The following is a 23,982-nucleotide window of genomic DNA, read 5'->3' on the forward strand; positions in this document are numbered from 1 at the left end:
ATGCGAAAAAAGATTTCTAGGTTAAATTATAGTATGTTGCAATTTGTTTTAGTTTTCTTTTTAGGGATTTTTTTTAACTACGGCCAAGATTTAGAACCGAGAGTTTATGCAAATGTGGCAAAAGATTTGAATGTTGTCGCGGCCGGATATGTTTTTATGAATGGCAATGTGTTAACAGACCCTTCGCTTCCAATTACAGATTTTACACTTCACAGCCATAATTTTGCAGTAAATTATATTCGAACATTTGGTTTGGCCAATAAACTGGCGCGTGTGCAGGTTGTACTTCCTTATTCTTTTATGGATGGCTCGCAGACCAGAACAAATGGAGATGTTCTAACAGGATCGAGAACGGGTTTTGCAGATATGAAAATTCGTTTCGGAATAAATTTACTGGGTTCTCCAGCACTTGATAAAGCTGAATTTAGGAGTTTTGAACAAAAGACTATTTTAGGAGTCAGTCTCGTGACTTCTGTCCCAACTGGGAAATATTATGATGATAAACAAGTAAATATAGGTACAAACCGTTGGGGATTTAAACCAGAAATTGGAGTTTCTAAACGATTTACGCATGTATATGCCGAAGCTTATGCTGGAGTTTGGTTTTATACCGATAATAACGACTTCATGGGAAAAAAGTTAGAGCAGAAATCTACCTATAGTTTGCAAGGCCATGCAAGTTATTATTTTAGAAATCACATGTGGGTTGGGTTCAATACTACTTGGTTTTTTGGAGGGAAAACAATTATTGACGGTGTTGCAGATGACAGTCAGATTGATAATTGGCGTGTAGGAGGAACTTTTTCTACTCCAATTGCAAAAGGCCAGTCAGTTAGATTGCAGTATCATATTGGCGCCTATACCAACAACGGATTAAATTATTATGCCTTATCTGCCGTTTATCAATATTCATTTTTTTAAAATTTGCTAGTGGGTTAATGTGTTTAAAATCAGTATATTTGAGTATGCATATATTTTTTAAAAACAAATTTAAAATTAAAACTATGAAAAAATTAAGTCTTATTCTTATCATGGCGGCAGCCTCGTTTTCATCTTATGCGCAGTCTTCTTATAAAGAAGATTTAGAAGTGGTACAAAGTGTGTATGGAAAATCTAAAAGTGAACTGGTAAAACAGTACATGAATTTGTCTGATGCACAAGCCACAGCTTTTACTAAAGTTTATGATAATTACGAAACCTCTCGTAAAGCTTTGGGCCAGACGAAGTTTCAACTGATAAATGATTATGCAGCAAATTACGAAACGCTAACTGATGCAAAAGCGGACGAATTGGCTAAAGCTACTTTGAAAAATCATATTGATTATGAGAAGCTTTATTCTAAAACGTATAATCAGGCAAAAAAAGCGATTGGCTCTATAAATGCGGCTAAGTTTATCCAGCTTGAAGTGTATCTTCAGACGATCATTAGAAGCGAAATTTTAGAAGCCATTCCGTTTATTGGAGAAATGGATAAGAGTAAGGTACAATAATCAAGTACTATCTATAAAAGAAAAACGGGAATCATTTTGATTCCCGTTTTTTTATTATTTCTCTGTTTTTACTTTGTAAATCTCATTTACCATTCCGTCGCGGAAACTGTCTAAAGTAAGTTCCCAGAACATGATTCCGCCTAGTTTTTTAGCTTTAACATATTCTGCTTTAGCTTTAATCGATCTTAAGTCATCTGATGTTGCAAAAGTTTTTGTGCTAGCATTGTACCAATATGGAGCTTGTGCTTTTTCGTCATAGAAATATTTCCAGCCGTTTGCTTCTGTATAGGTTGTAGCATAGTTTTTAAAGTCAACGCCTTGGAAGTGTTCACCAGCTTGATACAATCCATTGTTGATGTTTTCTACATTTTTCCATTGTCTAGTATAAAATGCACCTCCAATAACTAATTTCTCAGCAGGAACACCTGCTTTTAATAAAAACTCAACAGCTCTATTTGTAGACTCTTCTTTTGGATTTGTGCTGTATAATGGAGTATGATGTCCCGTAACTTTTGAATATCCGTTTACTAAATCGTAACTCATAATATTAATACGATTTACAAAAGGAGCAACCGCTTTCCAGTCGATAGATTCGTCTAAACATTTTTGGAAACCTCCTGCTGCAAAACTCAATTCATATTTTTTACCTAAAGTAGAACGTAATATTTTAATCAATTCAGTAAAATTAGGTTTGTCAGCAGGTTGGTATAAATGCCCTGGAAGTCCTTCAATTGATGGATATTCCCAATCTAAATCCAAACCGTCAACTTTATAAGAATCGCTTAACGCTTTTACAGATTTTGCAAATTTCAATCTTCCTTCAGCGGTAGAAAAAGCTTCTGAGCAAGGTTCGCAACCGCCCCAGCCACCAAGAGAAACGATAATTTTTAATTGTGGATTTTTCGCTTTAAGCGAAACTAATTTTTTAATCGTAATAGAATCTTTAGGAGAATCTACCGTTAGTTTTCCGTCTTTTAAATGGCAAAAGCTAAATATGATCTGGTTTAACTTATTGACTTCATATTTGTCAATTAAATCAGCATCACCTGTGTAATAAGCAATAATGTCCATTTTTTTGTTTTTCTGTGCAAAAATATTGCAGCTTGCCAGACACAAAAAGAAAAGAGCAATTAGGTTAATTTTTTTCATATTATGTTGTTTTTAGTTTTTTAGAATGCTAAAAGTAAAGTATAAATTTGATATTCGCTATTACAGATAACCTTAAAATACAATTTTAACGAATTTTTTGCAAATCGATGCAAAAATATTGCGGACTGAATTTTAAACCATATAAGTGATATAAGTTTATTTTTTTTACCGCAAAGAGCGCAAAGTATTTTTACTTATAGATTTTATGTAGGCGCATAAAGTTCGCAAAGATTGTATTGTAGAGACGCACTGCAGTGCGTCTACGCAAAGTATGTCAGGTTCAGTATTCCGTGCCAAATTTCATAATAAATATTTTTCATTTGTTTGCGGTAGAACAAACGTTAGATGCACTGCGGTGCGTCTCTACAGCCCAATCTATGTGTAAAAATCTTTGCAACTTTGCGGTTGAAATAGCCAGCTATTTAATCGACACACAAACTTTAATATTAACTTACATCACTTATATGGTTTAAAAAAAAAGAAAAAAATAAGCCCGCGCAGTTTCGGACTTGCGCGGGCTTAAACAAATTAAAAGCTAAAAACTATCTTTATATTAGAAGCAGTATGAATTTTCTGCAACTAATTTTTCTGCGATTTTTTCTCTTAAAGCTACTACATTTGGCAGGTTAGTGTATTTAGTGAAACGTTTAAGTCCCATTAACATCATACGCTGTTCGTCACCTTCAGAGAAAGAAGCGATTCCTTCTTTTCCTCTTAAGTTTACGATATCAACCGCTTTGTACAAGTATAATTTTGCCATAGCAATTTGCTCTTGAACTTTGTCTTCACCTTGAGATTTAGCTAATTTCTCTGTTCTCAAGATCGTACTTTCCGCCATGTAGATTTCGATCAAGATATCAGCAGCAGCCATTAATAACTGTTGGTGAGAATCTAAATCTGGTCCGTATTTTTGAACAGCGCTTCCGGCAACCATTAAGAAAACTTTTTTCAAGTTTGCTACGATTACTTTTTCTTCTGAGAATAATTCAGAGAAATCTGGAGTATCAAAGGATGGAATTCCCATTAATTCCTCTTGAACTTTCATAGCTGGTCCAAGTAAATCAACATGTCCTTTCATTGCTTTTTTGATCAACATACCTACAGAAAGCATTCTGTTGATTTCGTTTGTTCCTTCGTAAATACGAGCGATACGAGCATCTCTCCAAGCACTTTCCATAGGAGTATCTTCAGAGAATCCCATTCCACCGAAAACCTGAATTCCTTCGTCAGAACAGTTTTGAACGTCCTCAGAAACTGCAACTTTCAAGATAGAACACTCGATAGCGTATTCTTCAACACCTTTTAATTCTGCTTCTTGGTGAGAAGTTCCTTCTGCTTCACGAGCAGCGATTCTGTCTTCGATATCTTTTGCAGCACGGTAAGAAGCACTTTCTCCAGCGTAAGCACTAGTTGCCATTTCAGCTAATTTAGAACGGATAGCTCCAAAAGATGAAATAGAAGTATTGAACTGAATTCTTTCGTTAGCATATTTTACAGCGCCAGAAGTAACTCTACGTTGTGCATCTAAACAAGCAGCAGCTAATTTAATACGACCAACGTTCAAGGCATTCATTGCGATTTTGAAACCGTTTCCTCTTTCAGATAACATGTTTTCAACCGGAACTTTTGTTTCGTTAAAGAAAACCTGACGAGTAGAAGAAGCACGGATTCCTAATTTATGCTCTTCTTCGTTCATAGAAATTCCGTTTGAAGGATCGTTTTCTACGATGAAACCTGTAATATTTTTATCATCTCCAATTCTGGCAAAAACAATGAAAACGCTGCAGAAACCTGCATTCGAAATCCACATTTTCTGCCCAGTGATTGAGTAGTATTTTCCGTCTTCAGATAAAACAGCTTTTGTTTTTCCTGAGTTTGCATCAGATCCTGCGCCTGGTTCTGTTAAGCAATAAGCTCCAAACCATTCTCCAGAAGCCAATTTCGGAACGTATTTTTTCTTTTGTTCTTCAGATCCATAAAGTGTAATTGGCATTGTACCAATTCCGGTGTGCGCTCCAAAAGCAGTTGAGAAAGATCCAGTTGCTCCGGAAATGTAGTCACAAACTAACATTGTAGATACGAATCCCATTCCTAATCCACCATATTCTTCTGGAACTGCAACTCCTAAAAGTCCAAGTTCTCCAGCTTTACGCATAGAAGATTCTGTATATGCATAATCTTTCTTTTCGAAACGATCTTTATGTGCCCATAATTCTTTGTCTACGAACTCTTTTACAGAGTCACGCATCATTAACTGCTCTTCTGAGAAATCTTCTGGTGTGAAGATGTCTTCGCATTTTGTTTCTTTTACTAAAAACTGACCACCACGAGTCACGTTTTTTTCGATTGTATCTGCCATTGCTAATGTTTTTTATATTTTTGTTTATGGTTTTTGTACACAGTCTTGTCATTGCGAGGAACGAAGCAATCTCACTTGCTTGCGTAATTTTTAGCGAGGTTGCTTCGTTCCTCGCAATGACCAAACGGAATGTATACGTTACTTATAATGCTTTTTTAAAGAACCTCGTAGATACCAGCACTTCCTTGTCCAGTACCAACACACATAGAAACAATTCCGTATTTGTTTCCACGACGTTTCATTTCATCAAATAACTGAACAGAAAGTTTAGCACCTGTACAACCTAGAGGGTGACCTAATGAAATTGCACCTCCGTTTACGTTTACGATATCTGGGTTTAAACCTAACTCACGAGTAACTGCTAACGCTTGAGAAGCAAATGCTTCGTTCAACTCAATTAATTCAATATCATTCAAAGTTAATCCAGCTTGTTTCAACGCTTTCGGAATTGCTTTTACCGGACCGATACCCATAATTCTTGGTTCAACTCCAGAAGAAGCAAAGTTTACTAATCTTGCGATTGGCTCAAGGTTTAACTCTTTTACCATGTCTTCGCTCATGATTAAAACAAAAGCAGCACCGTCACTCATTTGAGAAGAGTTACCAGCCGTTACACTTCCGTCAGCTGCAAAAACCGGTCTTAAACCTGCTAAAGCTTCAATAGAAGTTCCAGCTCTTGGCCCTTCGTCTTTATTTACAACGTATGATTTGGTTTCTTTTTTACCGTTTTCATTAATGAAAGTCTGCTCAACAGTAATTGGAACGATTTGTTTGTCAAATTTTCCTTCTGCCTGCGCTTTCAAAGCTTTCATGTGAGAGTTGTAAGCAAATTCATCCTGATCTGCTCTTGAAACATTATATTGTTTTGCTACCGCTTCGGCAGTTAAACCCATTCCCCAGTAGTAATCTTCGTGGCCTGCAGCTGCAACTTTATAATCCGGAGTTGGTTTGTAACCTCCCATCGGAATATAACTCATACTTTCTGCACCACCTGCAATGATGCAATCTGCCATTCCTGATTGGATTTTAGCAGTTGCCATTCCGATTGTTTCCAATCCAGAAGCGCAATAACGGTTTACCGTAACTCCAGGAACGTCTTCTACTTTTAATCCCATAAGAGAGATTAAACGACCCACGTTCAATCCTTGTTCTGCTTCTGGCATTGCATTTCCAACCATAACGTCGTCAATACGTTTTTTGTCAAAATCAGGCAGTTCATTCATCATAAACTGAATGGTTTCTGCAGCTAATTCATCAGGACGTTTGAATCTAAAAACTCCTTTTGGTGCTTTTCCTACCGCTGTACGGTAAGCTTTAACTATATATGCTGTTTTCATTTTTTTTGTTTTTTAAGATTTAGTAGAAGCAAGAAGCAAGATAAAAGACAAAACTCTGTTTTGAAATCTTGCTTCTTGCATCTTTCATCTATTTTCTAATTACGAAGCGGTTTTCCTTTAGTTAACATATATTGGATTCTCTCCAAAGTCTTACGTTCTGTGCATAAACTCAAGAAAGCTTCTCTTTCTATATCTAATAAATATTGTTCAGAAACCAAAGTCGCTTCAGATAAATCTCCACCAGCCATTACGTAAGCCAGTTTATTTGCGATTTTCTTGTCGTGTTCTGAGATGTATTTTCCAGCTTCCATCTGGTCCGTTCCAACTAAGAACATACCTAAAGCTTGTTTTCCAAGAACTTTAATATCTGTTCTTCTAATTGGCTGTGTATATCCAGCTTCAGCCATTAACAACGCATGTTTTTTAGCTTCAGCAATCTGACGATCTTTGTTTACTACGATAACATCTTTTCCATGTTGTAATAATCCTGTGTCAAAAGCTTCGTAACCAGAAGTCGAAACTTTAGCCATAGCGATTGTTAAGAAGTATTCTTGAAGAACATTCAGCTCAACATCATTTTTACGGAATAAGTCTGAAGCTCTTAAAGTCAATTCTTTAGAACCACCACCGCCAGGAATTACACCAACTCCAAATTCAACTAATCCCATGTAAGTTTCTGCAGCAGCTACAACTTTATCAGCATGTAAGCTCATTTCGCATCCACCACCAAAAGTCATTCCGTGAGGCGCAACAACAACTGGAATTGAAGAATAACGAACACGCATCATAGTGTCTTGGAACAATTTGATTGCCATATTCAATTCGTCATATTCCTGCTCAACAGCCATCATGAAAATCATTCCGATATTAGCTCCAACAGAGAAATTAGCCGCTTGGTTTCCTATAACTAAACCTTGGTGTTCTTTTTCAGCTAATTCAATTGCTTTATTGATCGCAGAAAGTACATCACCGCCAATCGTATTCATTTTAGATTGGAATTCTAAGTTTAAGATTCCGTCTCCTAAATCCTGAATGACTGCTCCGGAATTACTCCAGACTTTTTTGCTTTCACGAATGTTGTTCAGAATAATGAATGAATCTTGTCCAGGAACTTTAGTTTGAGATTTTGTCGGAATATTGTAGAAATACGTAGCACCTTCTTTAACCGTATAGAAACTGTCGCTTCCAGAAGCCAGCATTTCATTTACCCATGCAGCAGGCTCTAAACCTTCAGCTTTCATGATTTCAATTCCTTTGGCAACGCCGATAGCATCCCAGATTTCGAATGGACCATTTTCCCATCCAAAACCAGCTTTCATGGCATCGTCAATTTTGTATAATTCGTCTGATATTTCAGGAATTCTGTTTGAAACATAAGCAAACATTCCAGCGAAGCTTTTTCTGTAGAATTCTCCCGCTTTGTCTGTTCCTTTTACTAAAACTTTAAAACGATTAATTGGTTTATCGATAGTTTTAGTTAATTCAAGCGTTGCAAAATTTGCTTTTTTTGCAGCGCGGTATTCTAATGTATCTAAGTCTAAAGAAAGAATATCTTTATCTACTTTTTTATAAAATCCCTGACCAGTTTTAGAACCAAGCCAGTTGTTTTCCATCATTTTGTTGATGAAATCCGGAAGTTTGAATAATTCATGTTGCTCGTCGTTCGGGCAGTTTTCATAAATACCGTTGGCAACGTGTACCAAAGTATCCAATCCAACAACGTCAACCGTACGGAAAGTAGCCGATTTTGGACGACCAATTACCGGACCAGTCAATTTATCCACTTCTTCAATCGTTAATCCCATTTCTTTAACTAAATGGAATAAACTCTGAATTCCGTAAATACCAATTCTGTTTCCGATAAACGCTGGAGTATCTTTAGCAACAACCGAAGTTTTTCCTAAGAATTTAGATCCGTAATCGGTTAAGAAATCTAATACTTCTTTTGAAGTTTTTGGTCCCGGAATAATTTCAAATAATTTTAAGTAACGCGCAGGGTTAAAAAAGTGTGTTCCGCAGAAGTGTTGTTGGAAATCTTCGCTTCTTCCTTCACTCATAAAGTGAATCGGAATACCAGAAGTATTTGAAGTAACCAAAGTTCCCGGTTTACGGAATTTGTCGATTTGTTCGAAAACTAATTTCTTAACATCCAAACGTTCAACTACAACTTCAATAATCCAATCTACATTGGCAATTTTTGCCATATCGTCTGTTGTATTTCCAGTCGTAATTCTGCTAGCAAATTTCTGACTGTAAATAGGAGAGGGTTTCGATTTTAATGAGTTCGCCAAATGGTCATTTACCAAACGGTTGCGAACGGCTTTGCTTTCAAGCGTTAATCCTTTTTTAGCTTCAGCTTCTGTCAACTCGCGCGGTACGATGTCAAGCAGTAAAACTTCAACACCAATATTGGCAAAATGACAAGCTATACCTGAACCCATAATTCCGGATCCAATTACAGCAACTTTTTTAATTGTGCGTTTCATATTTGTTACTTGTTTGTTTGTGGTAGAAAGTGAACAGCTTTAAAAACTATTCCTTTTCTGCGTTTTCTGTTTGATTAAAAATATTTTTATCGTGAATCAATTCATTAATGATTTCAGAAACCTCAATAAAATGATTTAACTTTTCGTCTGATACGTGTTTTCTAACGGTCTCATTAAACTTCAAAACCGTGTTTTTAGAAAGCTCTCTTTTTTCTTTTCCAAATTCAGTCAGATAGATTAAAACGCCTCTTCCGTCGCTTGGATTTTTTTTGCGAACAATCAAACCTTTGTCTTCCATAGATTTTAATGTTCTCGTAAGGCTTGTAGCTTCCATTCCCATTCGTGGTCCCAAAGCCGTTGACGGAGTTCCTTCTTCTTTGTCAATACTTAACAGAGCAAATCCCGTTGCCATTGTCGCATCGTATTTTGCAGCCTCTTCATTATACATTCTTGAAACAGCCTGCCATGTTGCTCTCAAAATATAATCTATCGTTTTGTCTTTCATAGGTAACTATATCGATTTCAAATATAATCAAAAAATACTATGCATGCATATTATTTTTTCATAAATTTTTGGTTAGTTAAAAAATCCCTTTGATTTATAGGGGTTTGTGGTTTATTTATTTTGAAATATACTATTCTTTTTTGAAATTTTAACAATTTAAACAGCTTAAAAATATCTTTGCAGTATTTATATTGGTTTTAATTCTGGATAATTCAAAAAATCATGCATTTAATTCAGTATTGTCTTTTGGCTCGTATCTAGAAATTGCGTTTTGAAGAATCTTTCTCATACGATTTCGTAAATATTCAGGACGCAAAATTTCAATGGAATCGCCAAAACCCAGTAACAATCTTTCCATTTCATAATTAGGAGAAATAAAAAGCTGCACAATAATACTGTGATCCTCATTTTCTTTAATTAATTTCTGCGAATGATGCAGTGGCTTCGTAATTACATAAGGCGCATTTGAAGCGTCAATCCAAAGTTCGATGCGTCTCGGCTGCAAACCAGAATTGACGGTGACACCTATGATATCTTGATAATAAATATCAGCATCAAAATCTTCTTCTATATAAGGAAGGTTAAAATCGTAATCGATAGAAACGATTCTATCCAAAGCCAAATTCGTAATGGGTTGCGATTGTTTTTTCTTTCCAATTAAAAACCAACGGTTGTTGAATTCCTTTAAAATAAAAGGATGAAAATGAAATTTGGTTTCTTCTCTCGATTTAAACGATTTATAAGTAATAATCAAAACCATTTTTTTAATGATTGCCTGATAAATTTCGTCCAGATAATGAAGACCTTTCAGATTCTCATTTTTATCCAGATAAATAACGGGTTTGGTATGCGACTTCTCCGAATAGATTTTGTCCTCCAAACGCTGTAAAATATCCGACACATCGCTGAATAAAGAGAAATCTTTAAACTGCTTCAGCATCGAAACCGTTTCAGTCAAAACATTCATATCCGTTTCGGTCAGCGGAATATCAGTTATCGAAAAATCTTCATCGTCGTATTTATAATATTTTTTATCGTAAACTACGATTGGTGCATTATAACCCAGTTTCTCGCTGCGCATCATCTGAATATCCATCTGAATGGTTCGCTTGCTAATCGGAATTTTACGTCCTTCATATTCTTCTAAAGCCTGAGAACAGCATTCGATTAAATCTTCCAATGTCCATTGCCTGTATTTATTCTGCAGACATTTGTCGATGGTTTTGTAGCGGATTAGGGCGTTTTTGTTTTGTGACATAGTTTTTTTTTAAGTTGCAAAGGGACAGAGGGACAAGGGGGCAAAGGTTTTTAATGCCACAGATTAAAGGATTAAAAATGATTTTACTCATTTTTGTCAATTTCGACGAAGGAGAAATCTCCGTTAGTAGCTCGACAAAGATTGGATATACGTTGCGGAGTTACTTGCAGAGATCCTTCCTTCGTCAGGATGACAAAAAAAATGAGAAAAAACTTTGCGCCTTAGCGACTTTGCGCGATTATTTTTTGCTTTCTAAATAACTTATCTCTTTTTCAATATTTGCTCTAGCTTGATCTTCATATAAACCTCTAAATTCCTCCGTTTGAAAAATAAATTCGTATTCCAAAAAATGTTTTAAAGCTTTTGCGCGTCCAGGTTTGTATAGAAAATCAGGATAAATGCGATATTCTTTTCTGATTTGTTCAAAATAGATTTTATACTCTTCCCAGTCTTTGGCGAGAATTTTCAAATCAAAATCGATTAGCCAATTAATATCTTCGTTTGCGTTGTATGCGTGATGTTGTGTCGCACAGATCGCATCAAAAACTAATTGTTTATTGAGATTGCTTTTTTCACCCAAAACACTCAAAGCATATTCAGCACTTTTAAGTTCGTTATCTTTTTTGGAAGCCGAATACACAAAATCATGATAAAAAATAGCAAATAATATTTCGTTCGGATTTTGAAGTTGATCTCGAATCTCTTCAAAACTGGTAATCATTTCCTGTAAATGCTTCAGATTATGATAATGCCTTGATTTTTTGGAATATGCCTTTTCTAAATCCAACCAATTCTGCTGAATTTCATTTTCTGAAAAGCCAATAGAAAGAAGTAACTCGACATAGATTTTATTGAGATTCATATTGTGTTTTTTGTTTAAATCGAATGAGAAGCTCTGAAAGAGCGTAATATTTATAGCCAATTTTTCACGACAGAATCAAAAGCTCCAGCGGAGCTACACTTCAGCTTTTATGCTTATCAATAAATAGGTCACCCCGCTGGGGTTCTTGAAATAGAATTCGCAATAACTACAAATATGCCGTCCCTCTGGGACTTATTCACTTTTGATATCAATTGTTTTACTCAAATTTAAAATTCTTTTTTTACTGCGCAAAATAATTGCGTAGTAGTTTTAAAATCTTTGCTCAAGGAATAAAACAAACGGTATTTCTTAAAAATGAAAACAAAATTTTACTACGCAAAATAACTGCGCACTAGTTTAGAAATCTTTGTTCAGAAATAAAAAACAAATGTTCATAGAAATAAAAATAACAAATAAAGCAGGTCAAGTTTAAGTTACTTCTAGAAACCTTTCCACGATTTATACTTATGCGATTATCTCTTTATTTAAATTGAAGCAGTAGCTCAGCGGTAGAGCAGGTAGTTTTGAAATTATCCTTAAAAGGTCAATCCAAACTTACTTCGTACACTTCTAATGTCCGTGTCGTGGGTTCGAATCCCATCTGCTTCACTAAAACGAAGGTCAAGATTAACTTACTTCTTTCGCGGTCGCCCGCTCCATTTTAGCTTAGTTAGTCGATTATCTTCAAATTTCAGGTCAAGTGTTTCTTACTTCAAAACTCTTTTAGGTAGAACTCAGAAACGCAATTATCTAAATTTTAAAAATTAAAAAAAATGAAAACAGTAGCATTATTAAAAATCAGTTTACGTCAAAATGCCATTTTCATTCCGTCAGAAATGATTGTGAATGAAAGCAAGAATTTATCAGGAACAACTTCGGTTTTAGCAGCTAATGTTGCAAAATTAGGATTTACGTTTTCTGAAACATTATTGCAGGCGCTAAATAATATAAACCTAAAATATAAAATTGAAGTTTTAGAAGTCTTAAGAGAAGTTTTAGGAACTGATAAAAACTGGACACCATTGGTTAGAGAATGGAATGTGCCAACAAATGAATCTGTTTTAGATCATATTATCACGTATTTTTCAAATATTTTCCAAACAAAAAACGGAACAATTTTACAATGCGGACATACCATTCCAGATAACACTTTTCCATTAGAAAGATACAACGGCTGTCCGTTCTGCGGAACTCCGTTTGAATTCGGTAAACTGGAAAATATCGGTCAAGGAAGCAAATTAAAAGTGTTGGAATTGTGGAATGAGAAAGACTTAAATGATTTCTATATTTCGTTATTGCAATCCAAAACGGCTTTAGACGCAACACAAATTGATAGTTTAAAAATTGCGATGCAATATTTGGCTTTGCCGAAAACGGATGTTGCAATGAAGGAAACTTTAATGCTTGTAATCGATCTTTTGATTGAAAACGGTAACGAAGACTTGGCATCTCAATTTTTGAAAACACCGACAGATATCTTGCGTTATTTGTGGTATAAAAACACGGGCTTATTGCAGATTATCGAACCAAAAACGATCATTAAAAGAGCGTCTAAAAATAATCAACATTTTCATTTTGCATTAGATACAAGCGCGCAGGCAAAAGTTGCGTCTCAAAAAGATTTAAAACTTAAATATTCTCGAAAAGAATGTTTGATGGTAGCAAATTGGTTAAATAACATGCAAATGGATGTGGAAACAATGTGCGAAATCATGCATCCGAAACGCGGAATGTGGGTTCGTTTTATCCGTGCATTGCGTTTGGCAGAATACAGCAAAAGAAAAGGATTTGAGAAATTGAATTTTTTAATGGATGTATTCTACAACCAAGTGTACGATGTTTGGCAAAGCAAAGTGAATTCGTCAAGATTAAAATTTGATGCAGATAAAACATTTGCTTTATTGAAACAGCGTCCAGGTTTGTTTGCACGTTCGTTATTTTCGAATATGCTTTGGTTTGGAGCTGATGAAACAATCGCGCATTTCGAAGAAGTGATCGATAAAGTTCCGGCAAGATTGGTGTTTACTTTAAATATGTATGCACAAAACTACTTTGATGTAAACATGCAGCGAAGTGTGAAACCTTTGGGTGGAACAAATAAACGTATTGCATCAAACCAATTGTTGAAGTTGTACGATGATGCTCAGTTGGAAACAATGAAAAATCAAATCGAAGAATTGACTATTTTGGCTATGAAAAAACGATTTGCATCGGTTTCAAACCCAAATAAGACAATTTATATCGATCCGCAATTGTACAATATGCCAGTTTCGATTGGTGATAGAAGTGAGACTGTTCAGGATTTGCCAGTTGCTTTAATGGGAACACGTTTCCCAGTTGAAGGAAACGAAGTGCGATTGTTTATGCAATGGGGTGCAGCTTTGCCAGCGCAACATCTAGATATGGATTTGAGCTGTCATATCGCTTACGAAGACCGTTCAGATATTTGCTCTTTCAGCCGATTGACGACTACAGGTTGTCAGCATAGTGGTGATATCAGAAGTATTCCGAATAAAATTGGAACGGCTGAATACATCAATATCAACATCGACGAATTAGCGAAAGCGAAGGCAAAATTTGTAACTTTTACTTGTAATGCGTACAGCAACGGAAGTATTACGCCAAATTTGGTTGTAGGTTGGATGAACAGTAAATATCCGATGAAAATTTCGGAACGAACAGGTGTTGCGTACGATCCGTCGTGTGTTGATCATCAGGTTCGTGTGACGCAAAATGTTGCCAAAGGTTTGGTGTTTGGAGTATTGGATGTAGCCAAAAGAGAAATCGTTTGGTTAGAGATGACATTCGGAGGTCAGGTCGTAGGAGGTTTGGATTTCAAAGGAGTTCAGGCTTTATTGGCAAAATTGAGCAGCAAATTGAATATTGGTAATTTATTAGAACTAAAAGCGGAAGCTCAGGGTTTAACGATTATCGATAACAAAAATGCTGATGAGGTGTACACAACGCAATGGGCAATGAATCCAGCAGTTGTTACACAGCTTTTAATAGATTAAATTTAAACCACGAATTCATTTCGTTGATTTCGTGGTTTTTAAGTCTATTAATGAAGAAGGACATTTTTTAATTAAAATCAAATATTTATGAAACTGTTTAAAGAACAATATTTTCAAGCTATTGAAAAAGCTTTTAATAACGCAGAAGAATTAATTGAAGATGCTGAAATTCTAGCAAAACATAATAAAAAGGCTCGAGCTTATACACTTTTTCAACTTTCTATTGAAGAAATAGGAAAGGCATTTTTAACATTTCAATTTGTTTTAAATGGTAATATAGAAGATGCTGAAGAGACAAAAAAGTTTTTTAAAGATTTTAGAAATCATACAGTTAAGACTAAAACTTCTCAGGGTATTGATTTTATGTTTGCTTTGCAAATTGAGAAAAGTCGCTATTCTAAAAAAATGATTGAAGAGTTTATATTTCAAAGAGATGATGTTATTATTTCGAATGATTATAAAAATTATAGTCTCTACACTTCTTACAAGGATGGAGAATTTTGCACACCATCTGAAATTATTACTAAGGATATGTTAGATAAGATTTCTAAACATGCCAAATTTCGATTGCAAGTTGGAAAACCATTTATAAAACTTGGTATTGATAATTACGGTATTCTTTTCAAAACTCGAGATCTTTTGAATGAAGAAGAAGCATCTATTGAAACCCAAAAAAAGATAGAAGAACTTTTAAATTCAAAATTTGATTAAAAAAACATCATTGATTTTTGAATAATTTTAAACTACGCAAAATAACTGCGTATTAGTATTTGAATCTTTGAAAAAACAAATTAGTAGATATGAGAAATTCAGAATTTGAAATACATCCTTTTAATGAAGCTTTTTATATTGAATCGTTATTAAATAAAACACGTTCAATTTTGAAGGATGTTGATTCATTAAATAAATTTTGGGAAAATGGAATTCACCATTGTAAAAACGACAATGCAATTTTAGATACGCTTCAAAATATTATTGGGAATGTAGGAGCGATTTCTCGATTTTTTTGGCCTACAAAGAATAAGGGATATTATAAAATTAGAGGAGAAAAACTTCGAAAAGTTTATGATGTTAATGATTCAAGTGTTTTAAAAAATAGAGATATGCGAAATCATATTGAACACTTTGATGAAAAACTAGATGATCTTTTAGAAGAATTCACTATAGGAATAGTAATGCCAAAATATGTGGGACCAATAAATGATTTTGATGATGGAAGAGCAATTTTTAGAGCATATTTTTATGATCAGCATGTTTTTAAGATTCTGAATGTAGAATATGAAATGAAACCAATAATAGTTGAAATTAATAGAATTCATGAAATTTTATTAATGCAAGATGAAAATGGTGGTCGATTTTAAAATAACTGCGAAGCAGTAAAAGACCTTTGCACCTATGAACCTCTGGACCTTTGTCCCTTAAAAGAGAAAAAATGAAAACACAAATAAACGGTACAGATATATTAGAATTAGGATTCCCAGAAGGAAAAATAATTGGGATTGCCTTAAAAATAAACAGCAAAAGAAACGGATTCACTCGAGAAGAAATGATTGAGAATTATAAAAACGTCTTAGAAGCTCCAGAAAATTATATAGACGATAAAATCTTCAGCAAACTGGCTGTGGCTTTAATCGAAAAATCGAATGAAAAACCAGAAGATTTTATCGCTTTAAACCCAAATCCGAACGCGTATTCAGCTTACGGATTAGATCATATCGAAGACGGTGCGAGAAAACAAATGGAAGTAGCGATGAAACTTCCCGTTACCGTTGCAGGCGCTTTAATGCCAGATGCACATCAAGGTTACGGATTACCGATTGGAGGAGTTTTAGCCACTAAAAATGCCATTATTCCGTATGGTGTTGGTGTTGATATTGGGTGTAGAATGGCATTGTCGGTTTATGATATTCCAGAAGATTTTTACTTTGAAAACGAAGCTAAATTCAAAAAAGAATTAATCGCCAATTCGATCTTTGGAGCAGGTCACGGATTTCACGGTCAGTACAAATCAGATCATGCGGTTTTGGAGAACGAAACTTTTAATATGAATCCGTTTGTGAAGAATTTGAAAGATAAAGCCTGGTCGCAATTAGGTTCTTCGGGTGGTGGAAACCATTTCGTTGAATTCGGAATCATGGAATTTGCGAAAGACGATACGGTTTTAAATATCCCAAAAGGAAAATATGTCGCTTTGTTAACGCATTCTGGTTCACGCGGAATGGGTGCAACAATTGCAGGACATTATACTAAAATTGCTAAAGACGAATGTAAACTTCCAGAAGTGGCGAGAAATTTGGCTTATTTGGATATGAACTCGCAATTGGGTCAGGAATACTGGATGGCGATGAATCTGGCGGGCGATTATGCTTCGGCTTGTCACGAGATTATCCATAACAAAATGGAACGTGCGTTGGGAGCGACAATTTTAGCCAAAGTCGAAAACCACCATAATTTTGCCTGGAAAGAAATCTGGAACGGCGAAGAAGTCATCGTACATAGAAAAGGAGCCACTCCAGCTGGAAAAGGTGTTATGGGAATCATTCCGGGAAGTATGACCGCACCGGGATTTTTGGTGAGAGGAAAAGGTGAGGAGAACGCCATTAATTCCGCTTCGCATGGAGCAGGAAGACAAATGAGCAGAACTCAAGCCATCAAAAACATTACACAAACCGAAATGAAATCGATCCTGAGAGATCATGGCGTTACGTTAATCGGTGCAGGTCTTGACGAAGCTCCAATGGCGTATAAAGATATCAACATGGTCATGGAAGCACAACAGGATTTAGTTGACGTTGTCGCTAAGTTTACGCCAAAATTAGTGAGAATGGCGGATGATGGAAGCAAGGAGGACTAGTGGTCAGTAGTCAGTTTTTTAGTGTTCAGTGTAGAGGCGCACTGCAGTGCGTCTCACGCAAAGCATGTTTTCACGCACAATGAATAAAATAAAAAATCTCGCAATCCCGATAGCTATCGGGAGCAGAGACGCAAAGTTTTTTTGCCACAAATTGCACAAATTTCGCTAATTTTTTGCCACAGATTAAAGGATTAAAATGATTTTTTAAAATCTGCTTAATCTGCTCGATCTGCGGGAGAAAAACGTTGCGACTCTGCTCTCACGATAGCTATCGGGATTGCAAGATGAATTCAGCACAGAGTTTTATTTTAAGTAAGATTACATCGTATTGTATGTCATCCTGACGAAGGAAGGATCTCCACGAGTAGCTCGACAAAGATTGACATACGTTGCGGAGTTTCTTGCGGAGATCCTTCCTTCGTCAGGATGACAAAAAATGAGAAAAACTTTGCGCCTCTGCGAGATTAATTCAACACAAAGAAAAAATAAAAACTTCGTGCCTTCGTGGCAAATAAAAAAATAACCGTTCCAAGAGGAAAAGCCTTAGTAGCTTAGCCTCTCAGAACCTTAGAACCTTAAAAAAAAATGACATATATAGACATAGGAATTAATTTGACAAACAAACAATTCCAAAACGACATAGACGATGTCGTACAAGACGCGGTAGATGCCGACGTTACCCAAATGATCCTCACGGGTACAAGTGTTAGAAACAGCGAAGAATCTGCTAAAATTGCCAGACAATATCCGGGTGTACTTTATGCCACAGCCGGAATACATCCGCATGATGCGAAGAGTTTCGACAATCAAAGTATTTCGAGGCTTCGGAAATTATTAGAATTGAAACATGTGGTTTCGGTAGGCGAGTGCGGACTCGATTTTGACCGTGATTTTTCGCCTCGAAACAAACAGGAAGAATGTTACAGAGCCCAGCTCGAATTGGCGATTGAAGTTCAGAAACCATTGTTTTTGCACGAAAGAGCCGCTTTCAGTTCGTTTATGAATATCACAAAAGACTATCTGCCGAAACTGCCCAAAGCCGTTGTGCACTGTTTTACGGGAACTTTGCAAGAAGCTAAAACCTATCTCGATAACGGATTTTATCTGGGTTTTACGGGAGCGATTTCAGACAGCAAACGTTTCGCACATTTAAAAGAAGTCATTCAGTACGTACCGCTCGACAAAATGATGATCGAAACCGATGCGCCGTTTATGCTTCCAAAAAATTTACCCAACAGCCTTTTGAAGAAATACCACGAACGCCGTTGCGAACCGTCTTTTCTGCCTTATGTTGCGGGAACCATTGCACAGTTTAAAGGAATTGCTTTGGATAAGATTGCGGAGGAAACGACTAGGAATTCTAAAAGATTTTTTGGGATTTAAAATTCTAAAAGTTTGTATAGATTTACAGAAAAAACAGCAATGGAACTGGAAAATGAAGATTTCAAGATACTCACAGATTATATATTGTCAATTAAATTTATGCAACGATTTGATTTTATTGACTTTGTTGATTTTGATTCAATTGAAGATTGGACAATACAATTAATCAATTTAGGATGTGAGAATGAAGCTGTTTATACCTTAGCTACTTTTTATAAGCCTATTAATCCTGATGAAATTATGCCTTATTTAAAGCGTACTTTTTTAGAATTGGATTTAAAAGAAAAGGATGGAGATGAAGCAGAAACATGTTATGCACGATATCATTTTAATAGAGTTATAAAAGGAGAAGATGTGGAAATAAATTCATTCTATGCTGCAATATTCTGTGATGGAGATGGTCTAAAATCGCATCCTGAAACGGAACTTGATTTTGGTGTTCTTAGTGAAATTTGGCTAGATATGAAACATGATCCTAACTATTGGTATAGAGGAGTTAACATTAGCAATATTGAGCAAAAAGTTATAGAAAAGGCTAAATGGTGGTTAAAAAATAATCCTATAAATTAAAATATTTACGACTCAATTGAAATAGAAAATCGTATCAATGACAAATCTCAAAAACAGAGGAAAAGAAGCCAGCGATGACACTTTGTTTGGAACAGCAAAAATGCAGTTCAAACTAAAAGAGGCCATAACAGATATGCACTATTTTTTGAGCAGAGGTTATGGCGAAAAAGCAACTTTGGCTTTGGTAGGAAACCGTTACCGACTCAATGCACGCCAGCAACAAGCTGTTCGAGGAATGAGTGCTTCTCAACAACAGATTGAAGACCGAAAAGCAAAAGGAATTGAGAGTCAGAATCTGGAAGGGAAAGAGATTTGTATTGATGGATTTAATGTTCTCATTTTGCTCGAAAGTATATTGTCTAATGCTTATGTCTTTCAAGGTCAGGATGGTTTTATTCGTGATTTGTCGAGTGTTTACGGAACCTATAAAAAGGTAAAGCAAACTTCTTTGGCAATCGAAATGATTGCTGATTTTTTTAGAAAAGAGAAAATTAGAAACGCACTTTGGTTATTTGATAAACCAGTTTCAAACAGCGGAAGATTAAAACAAATGATAGAAGAAACTGCTTCGGTGCATCATTTAAACTGGGAAGTGCAATTGGTCAATAATCCCGATAAAGTTATGGCTGAAAGTGATAGCATTGCCATAAGTTCCGATGCTTGGATTTTAGATTATGCTTCGTCAAATTTCAATTTGATGAAATACATGCTTTCGCAAATGAGTGAAAAAGAAACTGTAATTTCTCTGGAATAAAATGAAATCTAAAATGGTGGAAAAAATTATATATAAAGCAGATCGAAATGAAAGAGTCATTTCTAAGGAAGAACTTCATACTGTAGAAAACTTTTTCAAAAATTTTTATATTGATGAAGAGCTTGTAAAAACTGAATATATTTCTCATAGTGGTAATAGTAATTTTACGATTTATTATTTGAACAATTATCAATCAATAGAAGAAATATTACTTGAAAACAATCAATTTTTAGATAGAAGCTTTTATTATAAATTATTCGAAAAATCAGGTTTCACAATTTATTTGTTTCAAAGGTATGATTTTAGAAATCTTGAAGAACAATCTATTATAATTAAAGATAAAGATGAAAAATTGGTCATAAAATCAATTATTGTTTTTACAGGTCATGAAAACTATCGTTATTCAAAAACAATAAAAACTGATGCTAAGTATTCGACCTTAAGGAGAAAAACTGAAGCAAATTCAACTTTTAGGGTTAATTATTTTGAAAATGGGGATTTTGAATCAGCCTATTTTTCTAATGAAGATTTAGAAATGAATCTTCAAGAGTTTTTGTTTACTAATGATTTTTCAGAAAAATACGATCTAAAAATTAATAAAGATTTTTTCAAATCATTTTCTCCAATAATTCCAAATTCAGATTTTACAATTCCTGAAATCTCTATTGAGTATTCTGATCATTACAAAAACAAAAAAATATCATTTAAAGAAATTTTTACGGAACGTTTTTTTTATAAAACCTTATATGTAGATAAAAAGAAACGAACAGTGGAAAGCTTTGATTGTGGAAAAATAGTATCAAAAACATACTATTTAACTGTTGAAGAAAAAATAGAAGGCTTTTTACAAGTGATGCAAAATAAAGTAAAGTATTGTTTCTATCACAAACCTGAGATTAAAAATAATTGTACTTGTTGGGAAGTAATTCAATATGATGAAAAAGGAACTGTAATTGAAAAAAGAAATGAAGTATACAATTTCCAAAATCAATTAATTAGCGTCAACTATCTCTTAAGTAATGAATCTAGAACACATTATTTAATCAAGTATTGTTATAAAAATAATTACGAATCTCAAATACTTAACATTTTTAAATATAAAGAATCTGGAGCACTATGTTATGTAGATGATTGTGATTTTGATTCTGATTCTATGTGGGATGATACAGTTTGGGAAATGCCAAATCTAAAATTTGAAACCTATATTAAGAAAACGAAAGATTCCTTTTTTAAAACTTTTTTTCCAGAAGTTCCAGAAAGCTCAAAAGAAGAGATAGAAGTTATTTATAAAAATCATCTTGGTGAAGTTATTTCAGAACTCGAAATTAAAAAAGTATTTGAATATCAGAAAGAAGTAAAAATTGATAAGATTACAAAAGAAATTAAAACTTATAAAAATAATTCCTGCTGTTTTGTGGAATACTATTGTTCTGATCAAGAAAAATTGGAAGATTTTGAATTTAATTACTCAAGAGATTATATCGTTTATCATAATAAAAAGCATGAAAATGGATATTTAGTATATGATATTTTTGAAAGTATAGGCGATAAACAAGAGATTGAAAATTATAAAGGTGTTTTAGTTCAGGATTTTTTTGGCAGAGAAATTACAAGAGTTGTTTTTAAGAATGATGAAATGGATTTGAAGTATGCAAGGAAGATTTCATACGATAATTTTAAAGATGAATTAGGTTATAATTATAATACTGTAATTGTAAATTTTGAAGATTCAAACAAAGTTTTGAATTACTACTCTAATGAAACAATATTTACAGAAGAAGAGTTTGAAAAAGAGTCTTTTAGTAGTTTGAATAAAACTAACAATTCTTTTTTTAAATCCATTTTTCCATTTGTTCCTGAAATTGAAGCTAGAATTTATGAACCTTTTACTTTTAAAACGAAATTAAAAAGACAAGAAAACTCTTTTGAACCCGAAGAAATAAAGTGTCTGTATAATACTGCTAATAAATTGAAATACGTGTTTGATGGATATAAAAAATGGAGCTTTTTAAAAGATAGATCTGAAGTTGACTTAAAATTACCAGAATTGTTATATTATGACTATAATATCTCTTTTTACAATGTAAAGCTGTCAGATGAAATTATATCTTGTGATGTTTTATATAACCTGCAATATGAAAAAGACAGTTATAAAGAGTTTAATGTAAGTTTAAAATTAAACACAACTTCTTTTGATTTTAATTACAAATCTGATAATACTATTTTTTCTTTTAGAAAGGTTTATTTTGAACATTATCAAGAAGAGTTATTTTCTTTTTATTTGAATGAAGAGAGAATTCCGAATACAGAAATTAGTAAAGAAAGATTAATTATGTTTTTGACAGAAGCATCACATTAACCTTAATAAGATATTAAAATGCAATACTTGTAAATTCAAACTTTAATTAAAATTAGAGAAGAACTATATAAATAATATCTTTTCTTTCAGTTTTTTATACTTTTATGTACTCTTTTAGAATTGTTATAATTTGTAAGTAAATACATCTTTTTGTTGTAAAAAGATATATCTTTGCAGAGCAAAAAACATTATTTCGAGGAGAAATCCTTAAAACTTATTTAAGTTAACATAAGCGAACCCACGTTACGTTGAAGGTGCTAGTGATAGCCTTAATCATATTCCTCGGAATGTTTTTTGCACAACCGATCGTGGGTTTCGTGTACATGATATTTTCGATATGCAAAAAGAAAATCAAAAAACACAACAAGAAGTAATGCCTTCCGTGGCAAGATTCCTTTCAGACGTTTGGTTTGAGGGAGAATTTCAAAATCAGCCTTTGTATCTGCAGGAAATCTTCGAGCTCCTACTCGAAACAGAAAGCGGTAATAATCTCGATTTAAGGCTCAAAATGTTAAGCTGTCTCAGAACCAGCCGAAATCTGGCAAAAACTTTGTCGCCGTTTTCCAATACAGAAATTGTAAATGCGTGCAACACGATAGCGGTTGCAAAAATAAACTAATAAAACTTAATTAAAATGAACTACAAAATGTCATTTGAGGAAAGAGCCAAGATAGGTATGGAGCAACTAGCCAAACACAAGGGAGTTACCATAGAACAGGCTAGAGCGCAGGCAAAACGATTGAGCGAAGCAAGCAAATCTAAAGAGAGGAAAAAACGCTAACGGTAAAATATTTTTAAACCCTAAATAAAAACCCAACCCCCGCAAATACCATTTGTGGGGTATTTTTTTATCTTCAAATTGTACTTTTATTTCGTACCATTTTTTAACATTTAATACACATTCGTTTAAGCGAAAATTGATGTAAAATTCTTATTTTACAACTTCAAAATAAAAGCCGTAAAGATGAATATAAGCATCTCAGTTAAACAATTAGGAAAAAAACATCCGTTGCTTCAGGAAAAAAGTATCGCTTTAGACATAGAAAATCCTGTCATTACTACACAAAAACTCATCGAATCGATAGTAGATCATCAGGTACAATTGTTCCGTTCTTCTTCGTTTGAGTTTGAAGACGAAGACAAAATCCATCTTCCCAAAGAAAATTACCTTCCCATTTTAACCGATACCGGAAAAGTAGGTTTCGGCGCGATTTACAATCACAACCAAGTCGATTTAGCGAAAGCGCAGGAAAACGCCATCGTAGCGTTTGAAGATGGTCTATATGCCGTTTTCTACGGAGACGATCAGCTGGAAACGCTTTCAGAGGAAATAGATTTATCTCAAAATAAAAACATCATGTTTATCAGGCTGACTTTTTTGGCGGGGAGTTACTGGTGATTAAATTCCAATTTTTAAATCCCAAATTCCAAAATCTTTGTGTGAAATCCTTCGACTTCGCTCAGGAGGACAACAAGGGATTAAATTCCAAATTTTGAAATTCCAAATTCCAATTGCAATATCAATATCAATATCAAATTCCAATTGCAATATCAAATCAAAAAATTGAGCGCCATCAAAATAATCTAAAATCTACAATCAAC

At 34.3% G+C, this 23,982-nt stretch carries 20 protein-coding genes and 1 tRNA gene; 14 read left to right on the top strand and 7 right to left on the bottom strand.

All coding sequences use genetic code 11. The features are described from left to right. The first annotated feature begins 33 nt into the window (after positions 1–33). Both AC3E9W_RS06960 and AC3E9W_RS06965 read left to right on the top strand, forming a co-directional pair. Entirely contained in the window at positions 34–921 is an 888-nt protein-coding gene (locus AC3E9W_RS06960; protein WP_488767717.1) for a transporter, read from the top strand. Positions 922–1,004: 83 nt separating this feature from the next. Next, positions 1,005–1,490 (top strand): hypothetical protein, encoded by a 486-nt coding sequence (locus AC3E9W_RS06965; RefSeq protein ID WP_306160247.1) that lies wholly within the window; start codon positions 1,005–1,007, stop codon positions 1,488–1,490. A gap of 54 nt (positions 1,491–1,544) precedes the next feature. On the opposite strand, the gene AC3E9W_RS06970 is transcribed toward AC3E9W_RS06965, so the two are convergent. The 7 genes from AC3E9W_RS06970 to AC3E9W_RS07000 form a co-directional block, all read right to left on the bottom strand. Next, the gene (locus AC3E9W_RS06970) at positions 1,545–2,639 is read right to left on the bottom strand and encodes a glycoside hydrolase family 18 protein (protein ID WP_488767719.1); all 1,095 of its coding nucleotides are present in this window, start codon (positions 2,637–2,639) and stop codon (positions 1,545–1,547) included. A 553-nt stretch (positions 2,640–3,192) separates the two neighbouring features. Continuing rightward, complete coding sequence (locus AC3E9W_RS06975; protein ID WP_488767721.1) at positions 3,193–4,998, bottom strand: acyl-CoA dehydrogenase FadE; 1,806 nt, start codon at positions 4,996–4,998, stop codon at positions 3,193–3,195. A 155-nt stretch (positions 4,999–5,153) separates the two neighbouring features. Then, positions 5,154–6,335, bottom strand: coding sequence for a thiolase family protein (locus AC3E9W_RS06980; RefSeq protein WP_345145936.1), 1,182 nt, complete (start codon positions 6,333–6,335; stop codon positions 5,154–5,156). Between the two features lie 95 nt (positions 6,336–6,430). Then, positions 6,431–8,821: a 3-hydroxyacyl-CoA dehydrogenase/enoyl-CoA hydratase family protein gene (locus tag AC3E9W_RS06985; protein ID WP_488767722.1), complete on the bottom strand. Its 2,391-nt coding sequence runs from the start codon at positions 8,819–8,821 to the stop codon at positions 6,431–6,433. 46 nt (positions 8,822–8,867) lie between these two features. Beyond that, entirely contained in the window at positions 8,868–9,326 is a 459-nt protein-coding gene (locus tag AC3E9W_RS06990; protein ID WP_306160237.1) for a MarR family winged helix-turn-helix transcriptional regulator, read from the bottom strand. A 220-nt stretch (positions 9,327–9,546) separates the two neighbouring features. Continuing rightward, positions 9,547–10,584 (bottom strand): helix-turn-helix transcriptional regulator, encoded by a 1,038-nt coding sequence (locus AC3E9W_RS06995; RefSeq protein WP_488767724.1) that lies wholly within the window; start codon positions 10,582–10,584, stop codon positions 9,547–9,549. Positions 10,585–10,822: 238 nt separating this feature from the next. After that, on the bottom strand, positions 10,823–11,446 hold the full coding sequence (locus AC3E9W_RS07000) for an HD domain-containing protein (protein WP_488767726.1): 624 nt from the start codon (positions 11,444–11,446) through the stop codon (positions 10,823–10,825). Between the two features lie 492 nt (positions 11,447–11,938). Here AC3E9W_RS07000 and AC3E9W_RS07005 point away from each other — a divergent pair. The 12 genes from AC3E9W_RS07005 (at position 11,939) to AC3E9W_RS07060 (ending at position 23,779) form a co-directional block, all read left to right on the top strand. Further along, a tRNA-OTHER gene (locus AC3E9W_RS07005) sits at positions 11,939–12,055 on the top strand. A gap of 164 nt (positions 12,056–12,219) precedes the next feature. Beyond that, entirely contained in the window at positions 12,220–14,460 is a 2,241-nt protein-coding gene (locus AC3E9W_RS07010) for a hypothetical protein (protein ID WP_488767728.1), read from the top strand. Positions 14,461–14,547: 87 nt separating this feature from the next. Continuing rightward, complete coding sequence (locus AC3E9W_RS07015; protein WP_488767730.1) at positions 14,548–15,171, top strand: AbiV family abortive infection protein; 624 nt, start codon at positions 14,548–14,550, stop codon at positions 15,169–15,171. An 89-nt stretch (positions 15,172–15,260) separates the two neighbouring features. Then, entirely contained in the window at positions 15,261–15,821 is a 561-nt protein-coding gene (locus tag AC3E9W_RS07020; RefSeq protein WP_488767731.1) for a hypothetical protein, read from the top strand. Positions 15,822–15,892: 71 nt separating this feature from the next. After that, positions 15,893–17,314 (top strand): RtcB family protein, encoded by a 1,422-nt coding sequence (locus tag AC3E9W_RS07025; protein ID WP_488767732.1) that lies wholly within the window; start codon positions 15,893–15,895, stop codon positions 17,312–17,314. A gap of 585 nt (positions 17,315–17,899) precedes the next feature. Next, the gene (locus AC3E9W_RS07030; RefSeq protein WP_488767733.1) at positions 17,900–18,697 is read left to right on the top strand and encodes a TatD family hydrolase; all 798 of its coding nucleotides are present in this window, start codon (positions 17,900–17,902) and stop codon (positions 18,695–18,697) included. Between the two features lie 12 nt (positions 18,698–18,709). Continuing rightward, entirely contained in the window at positions 18,710–19,267 is a 558-nt protein-coding gene (locus tag AC3E9W_RS07035) for a hypothetical protein (protein ID WP_488767735.1), read from the top strand. A gap of 37 nt (positions 19,268–19,304) precedes the next feature. Then, complete coding sequence (locus AC3E9W_RS07040; protein ID WP_488767737.1) at positions 19,305–20,021, top strand: DUF434 domain-containing protein; 717 nt, start codon at positions 19,305–19,307, stop codon at positions 20,019–20,021. A gap of 1 nt (position 20,022) precedes the next feature. Further along, positions 20,023–22,380 (top strand): hypothetical protein, encoded by a 2,358-nt coding sequence (locus AC3E9W_RS07045; protein ID WP_488767739.1) that lies wholly within the window; start codon positions 20,023–20,025, stop codon positions 22,378–22,380. 337 nt (positions 22,381–22,717) lie between these two features. Beyond that, positions 22,718–22,999 (top strand): hypothetical protein, encoded by a 282-nt coding sequence (locus AC3E9W_RS07050; RefSeq protein WP_488767740.1) that lies wholly within the window; start codon positions 22,718–22,720, stop codon positions 22,997–22,999. Positions 23,000–23,014: 15 nt separating this feature from the next. Next, positions 23,015–23,161, top strand: coding sequence for a hypothetical protein (locus tag AC3E9W_RS07055; protein ID WP_488767742.1), 147 nt, complete (start codon positions 23,015–23,017; stop codon positions 23,159–23,161). Positions 23,162–23,344: 183 nt separating this feature from the next. Beyond that, positions 23,345–23,779: a hypothetical protein gene (locus AC3E9W_RS07060; protein ID WP_456896231.1), complete on the top strand. Its 435-nt coding sequence runs from the start codon at positions 23,345–23,347 to the stop codon at positions 23,777–23,779. Positions 23,780–23,982: the final 203 nt, after the last annotated feature.

This window comes from Flavobacterium sp. 38 (assembly GCF_057799715.1).

Bases quoted from the DNA above. Each gene is read 5' to 3' on its own strand.
- AC3E9W_RS06960 (WP_488767717.1), top strand. From the start codon at position 34: ATGTTGCAATTTGTTTTAGTTTTCTTTTTAGGGATTTTTTTTAACTAC.
- AC3E9W_RS06965 (WP_306160247.1), top strand. From the start codon at position 1,005: ATGAAAAAATTAAGTCTTATTCTTATCATGGCGGCAGCCTCGTTTTCA.
- AC3E9W_RS06970 (WP_488767719.1), bottom strand. From the start codon at position 2,639: ATGAAAAAAATTAACCTAATTGCTCTTTTCTTTTTGTGTCTGGCAAGC.
- AC3E9W_RS06975 (WP_488767721.1), bottom strand. From the start codon at position 4,998: ATGGCAGATACAATCGAAAAAAACGTGACTCGTGGTGGTCAGTTTTTA.
- AC3E9W_RS06980 (WP_345145936.1), bottom strand. From the start codon at position 6,335: ATGAAAACAGCATATATAGTTAAAGCTTACCGTACAGCGGTAGGAAAA.
- AC3E9W_RS06985 (WP_488767722.1), bottom strand. From the start codon at position 8,821: ATGAAACGCACAATTAAAAAAGTTGCTGTAATTGGATCCGGAATTATG.
- AC3E9W_RS06990 (WP_306160237.1), bottom strand. From the start codon at position 9,326: ATGAAAGACAAAACGATAGATTATATTTTGAGAGCAACATGGCAGGCT.
- AC3E9W_RS06995 (WP_488767724.1), bottom strand. From the start codon at position 10,584: ATGTCACAAAACAAAAACGCCCTAATCCGCTACAAAACCATCGACAAA.
- AC3E9W_RS07000 (WP_488767726.1), bottom strand. From the start codon at position 11,446: ATGAATCTCAATAAAATCTATGTCGAGTTACTTCTTTCTATTGGCTTT.
- AC3E9W_RS07010 (WP_488767728.1), top strand. From the start codon at position 12,220: ATGAAAACAGTAGCATTATTAAAAATCAGTTTACGTCAAAATGCCATT.
- AC3E9W_RS07015 (WP_488767730.1), top strand. From the start codon at position 14,548: ATGAAACTGTTTAAAGAACAATATTTTCAAGCTATTGAAAAAGCTTTT.
- AC3E9W_RS07020 (WP_488767731.1), top strand. From the start codon at position 15,261: ATGAGAAATTCAGAATTTGAAATACATCCTTTTAATGAAGCTTTTTAT.
- AC3E9W_RS07025 (WP_488767732.1), top strand. From the start codon at position 15,893: ATGAAAACACAAATAAACGGTACAGATATATTAGAATTAGGATTCCCA.
- AC3E9W_RS07030 (WP_488767733.1), top strand. From the start codon at position 17,900: ATGACATATATAGACATAGGAATTAATTTGACAAACAAACAATTCCAA.
- AC3E9W_RS07040 (WP_488767737.1), top strand. From the start codon at position 19,305: ATGACAAATCTCAAAAACAGAGGAAAAGAAGCCAGCGATGACACTTTG.
- AC3E9W_RS07045 (WP_488767739.1), top strand. From the start codon at position 20,023: ATGAAATCTAAAATGGTGGAAAAAATTATATATAAAGCAGATCGAAAT.
- AC3E9W_RS07050 (WP_488767740.1), top strand. From the start codon at position 22,718: ATGCAAAAAGAAAATCAAAAAACACAACAAGAAGTAATGCCTTCCGTG.
- AC3E9W_RS07055 (WP_488767742.1), top strand. From the start codon at position 23,015: ATGAACTACAAAATGTCATTTGAGGAAAGAGCCAAGATAGGTATGGAG.
- AC3E9W_RS07060 (WP_456896231.1), top strand. From the start codon at position 23,345: ATGAATATAAGCATCTCAGTTAAACAATTAGGAAAAAAACATCCGTTG.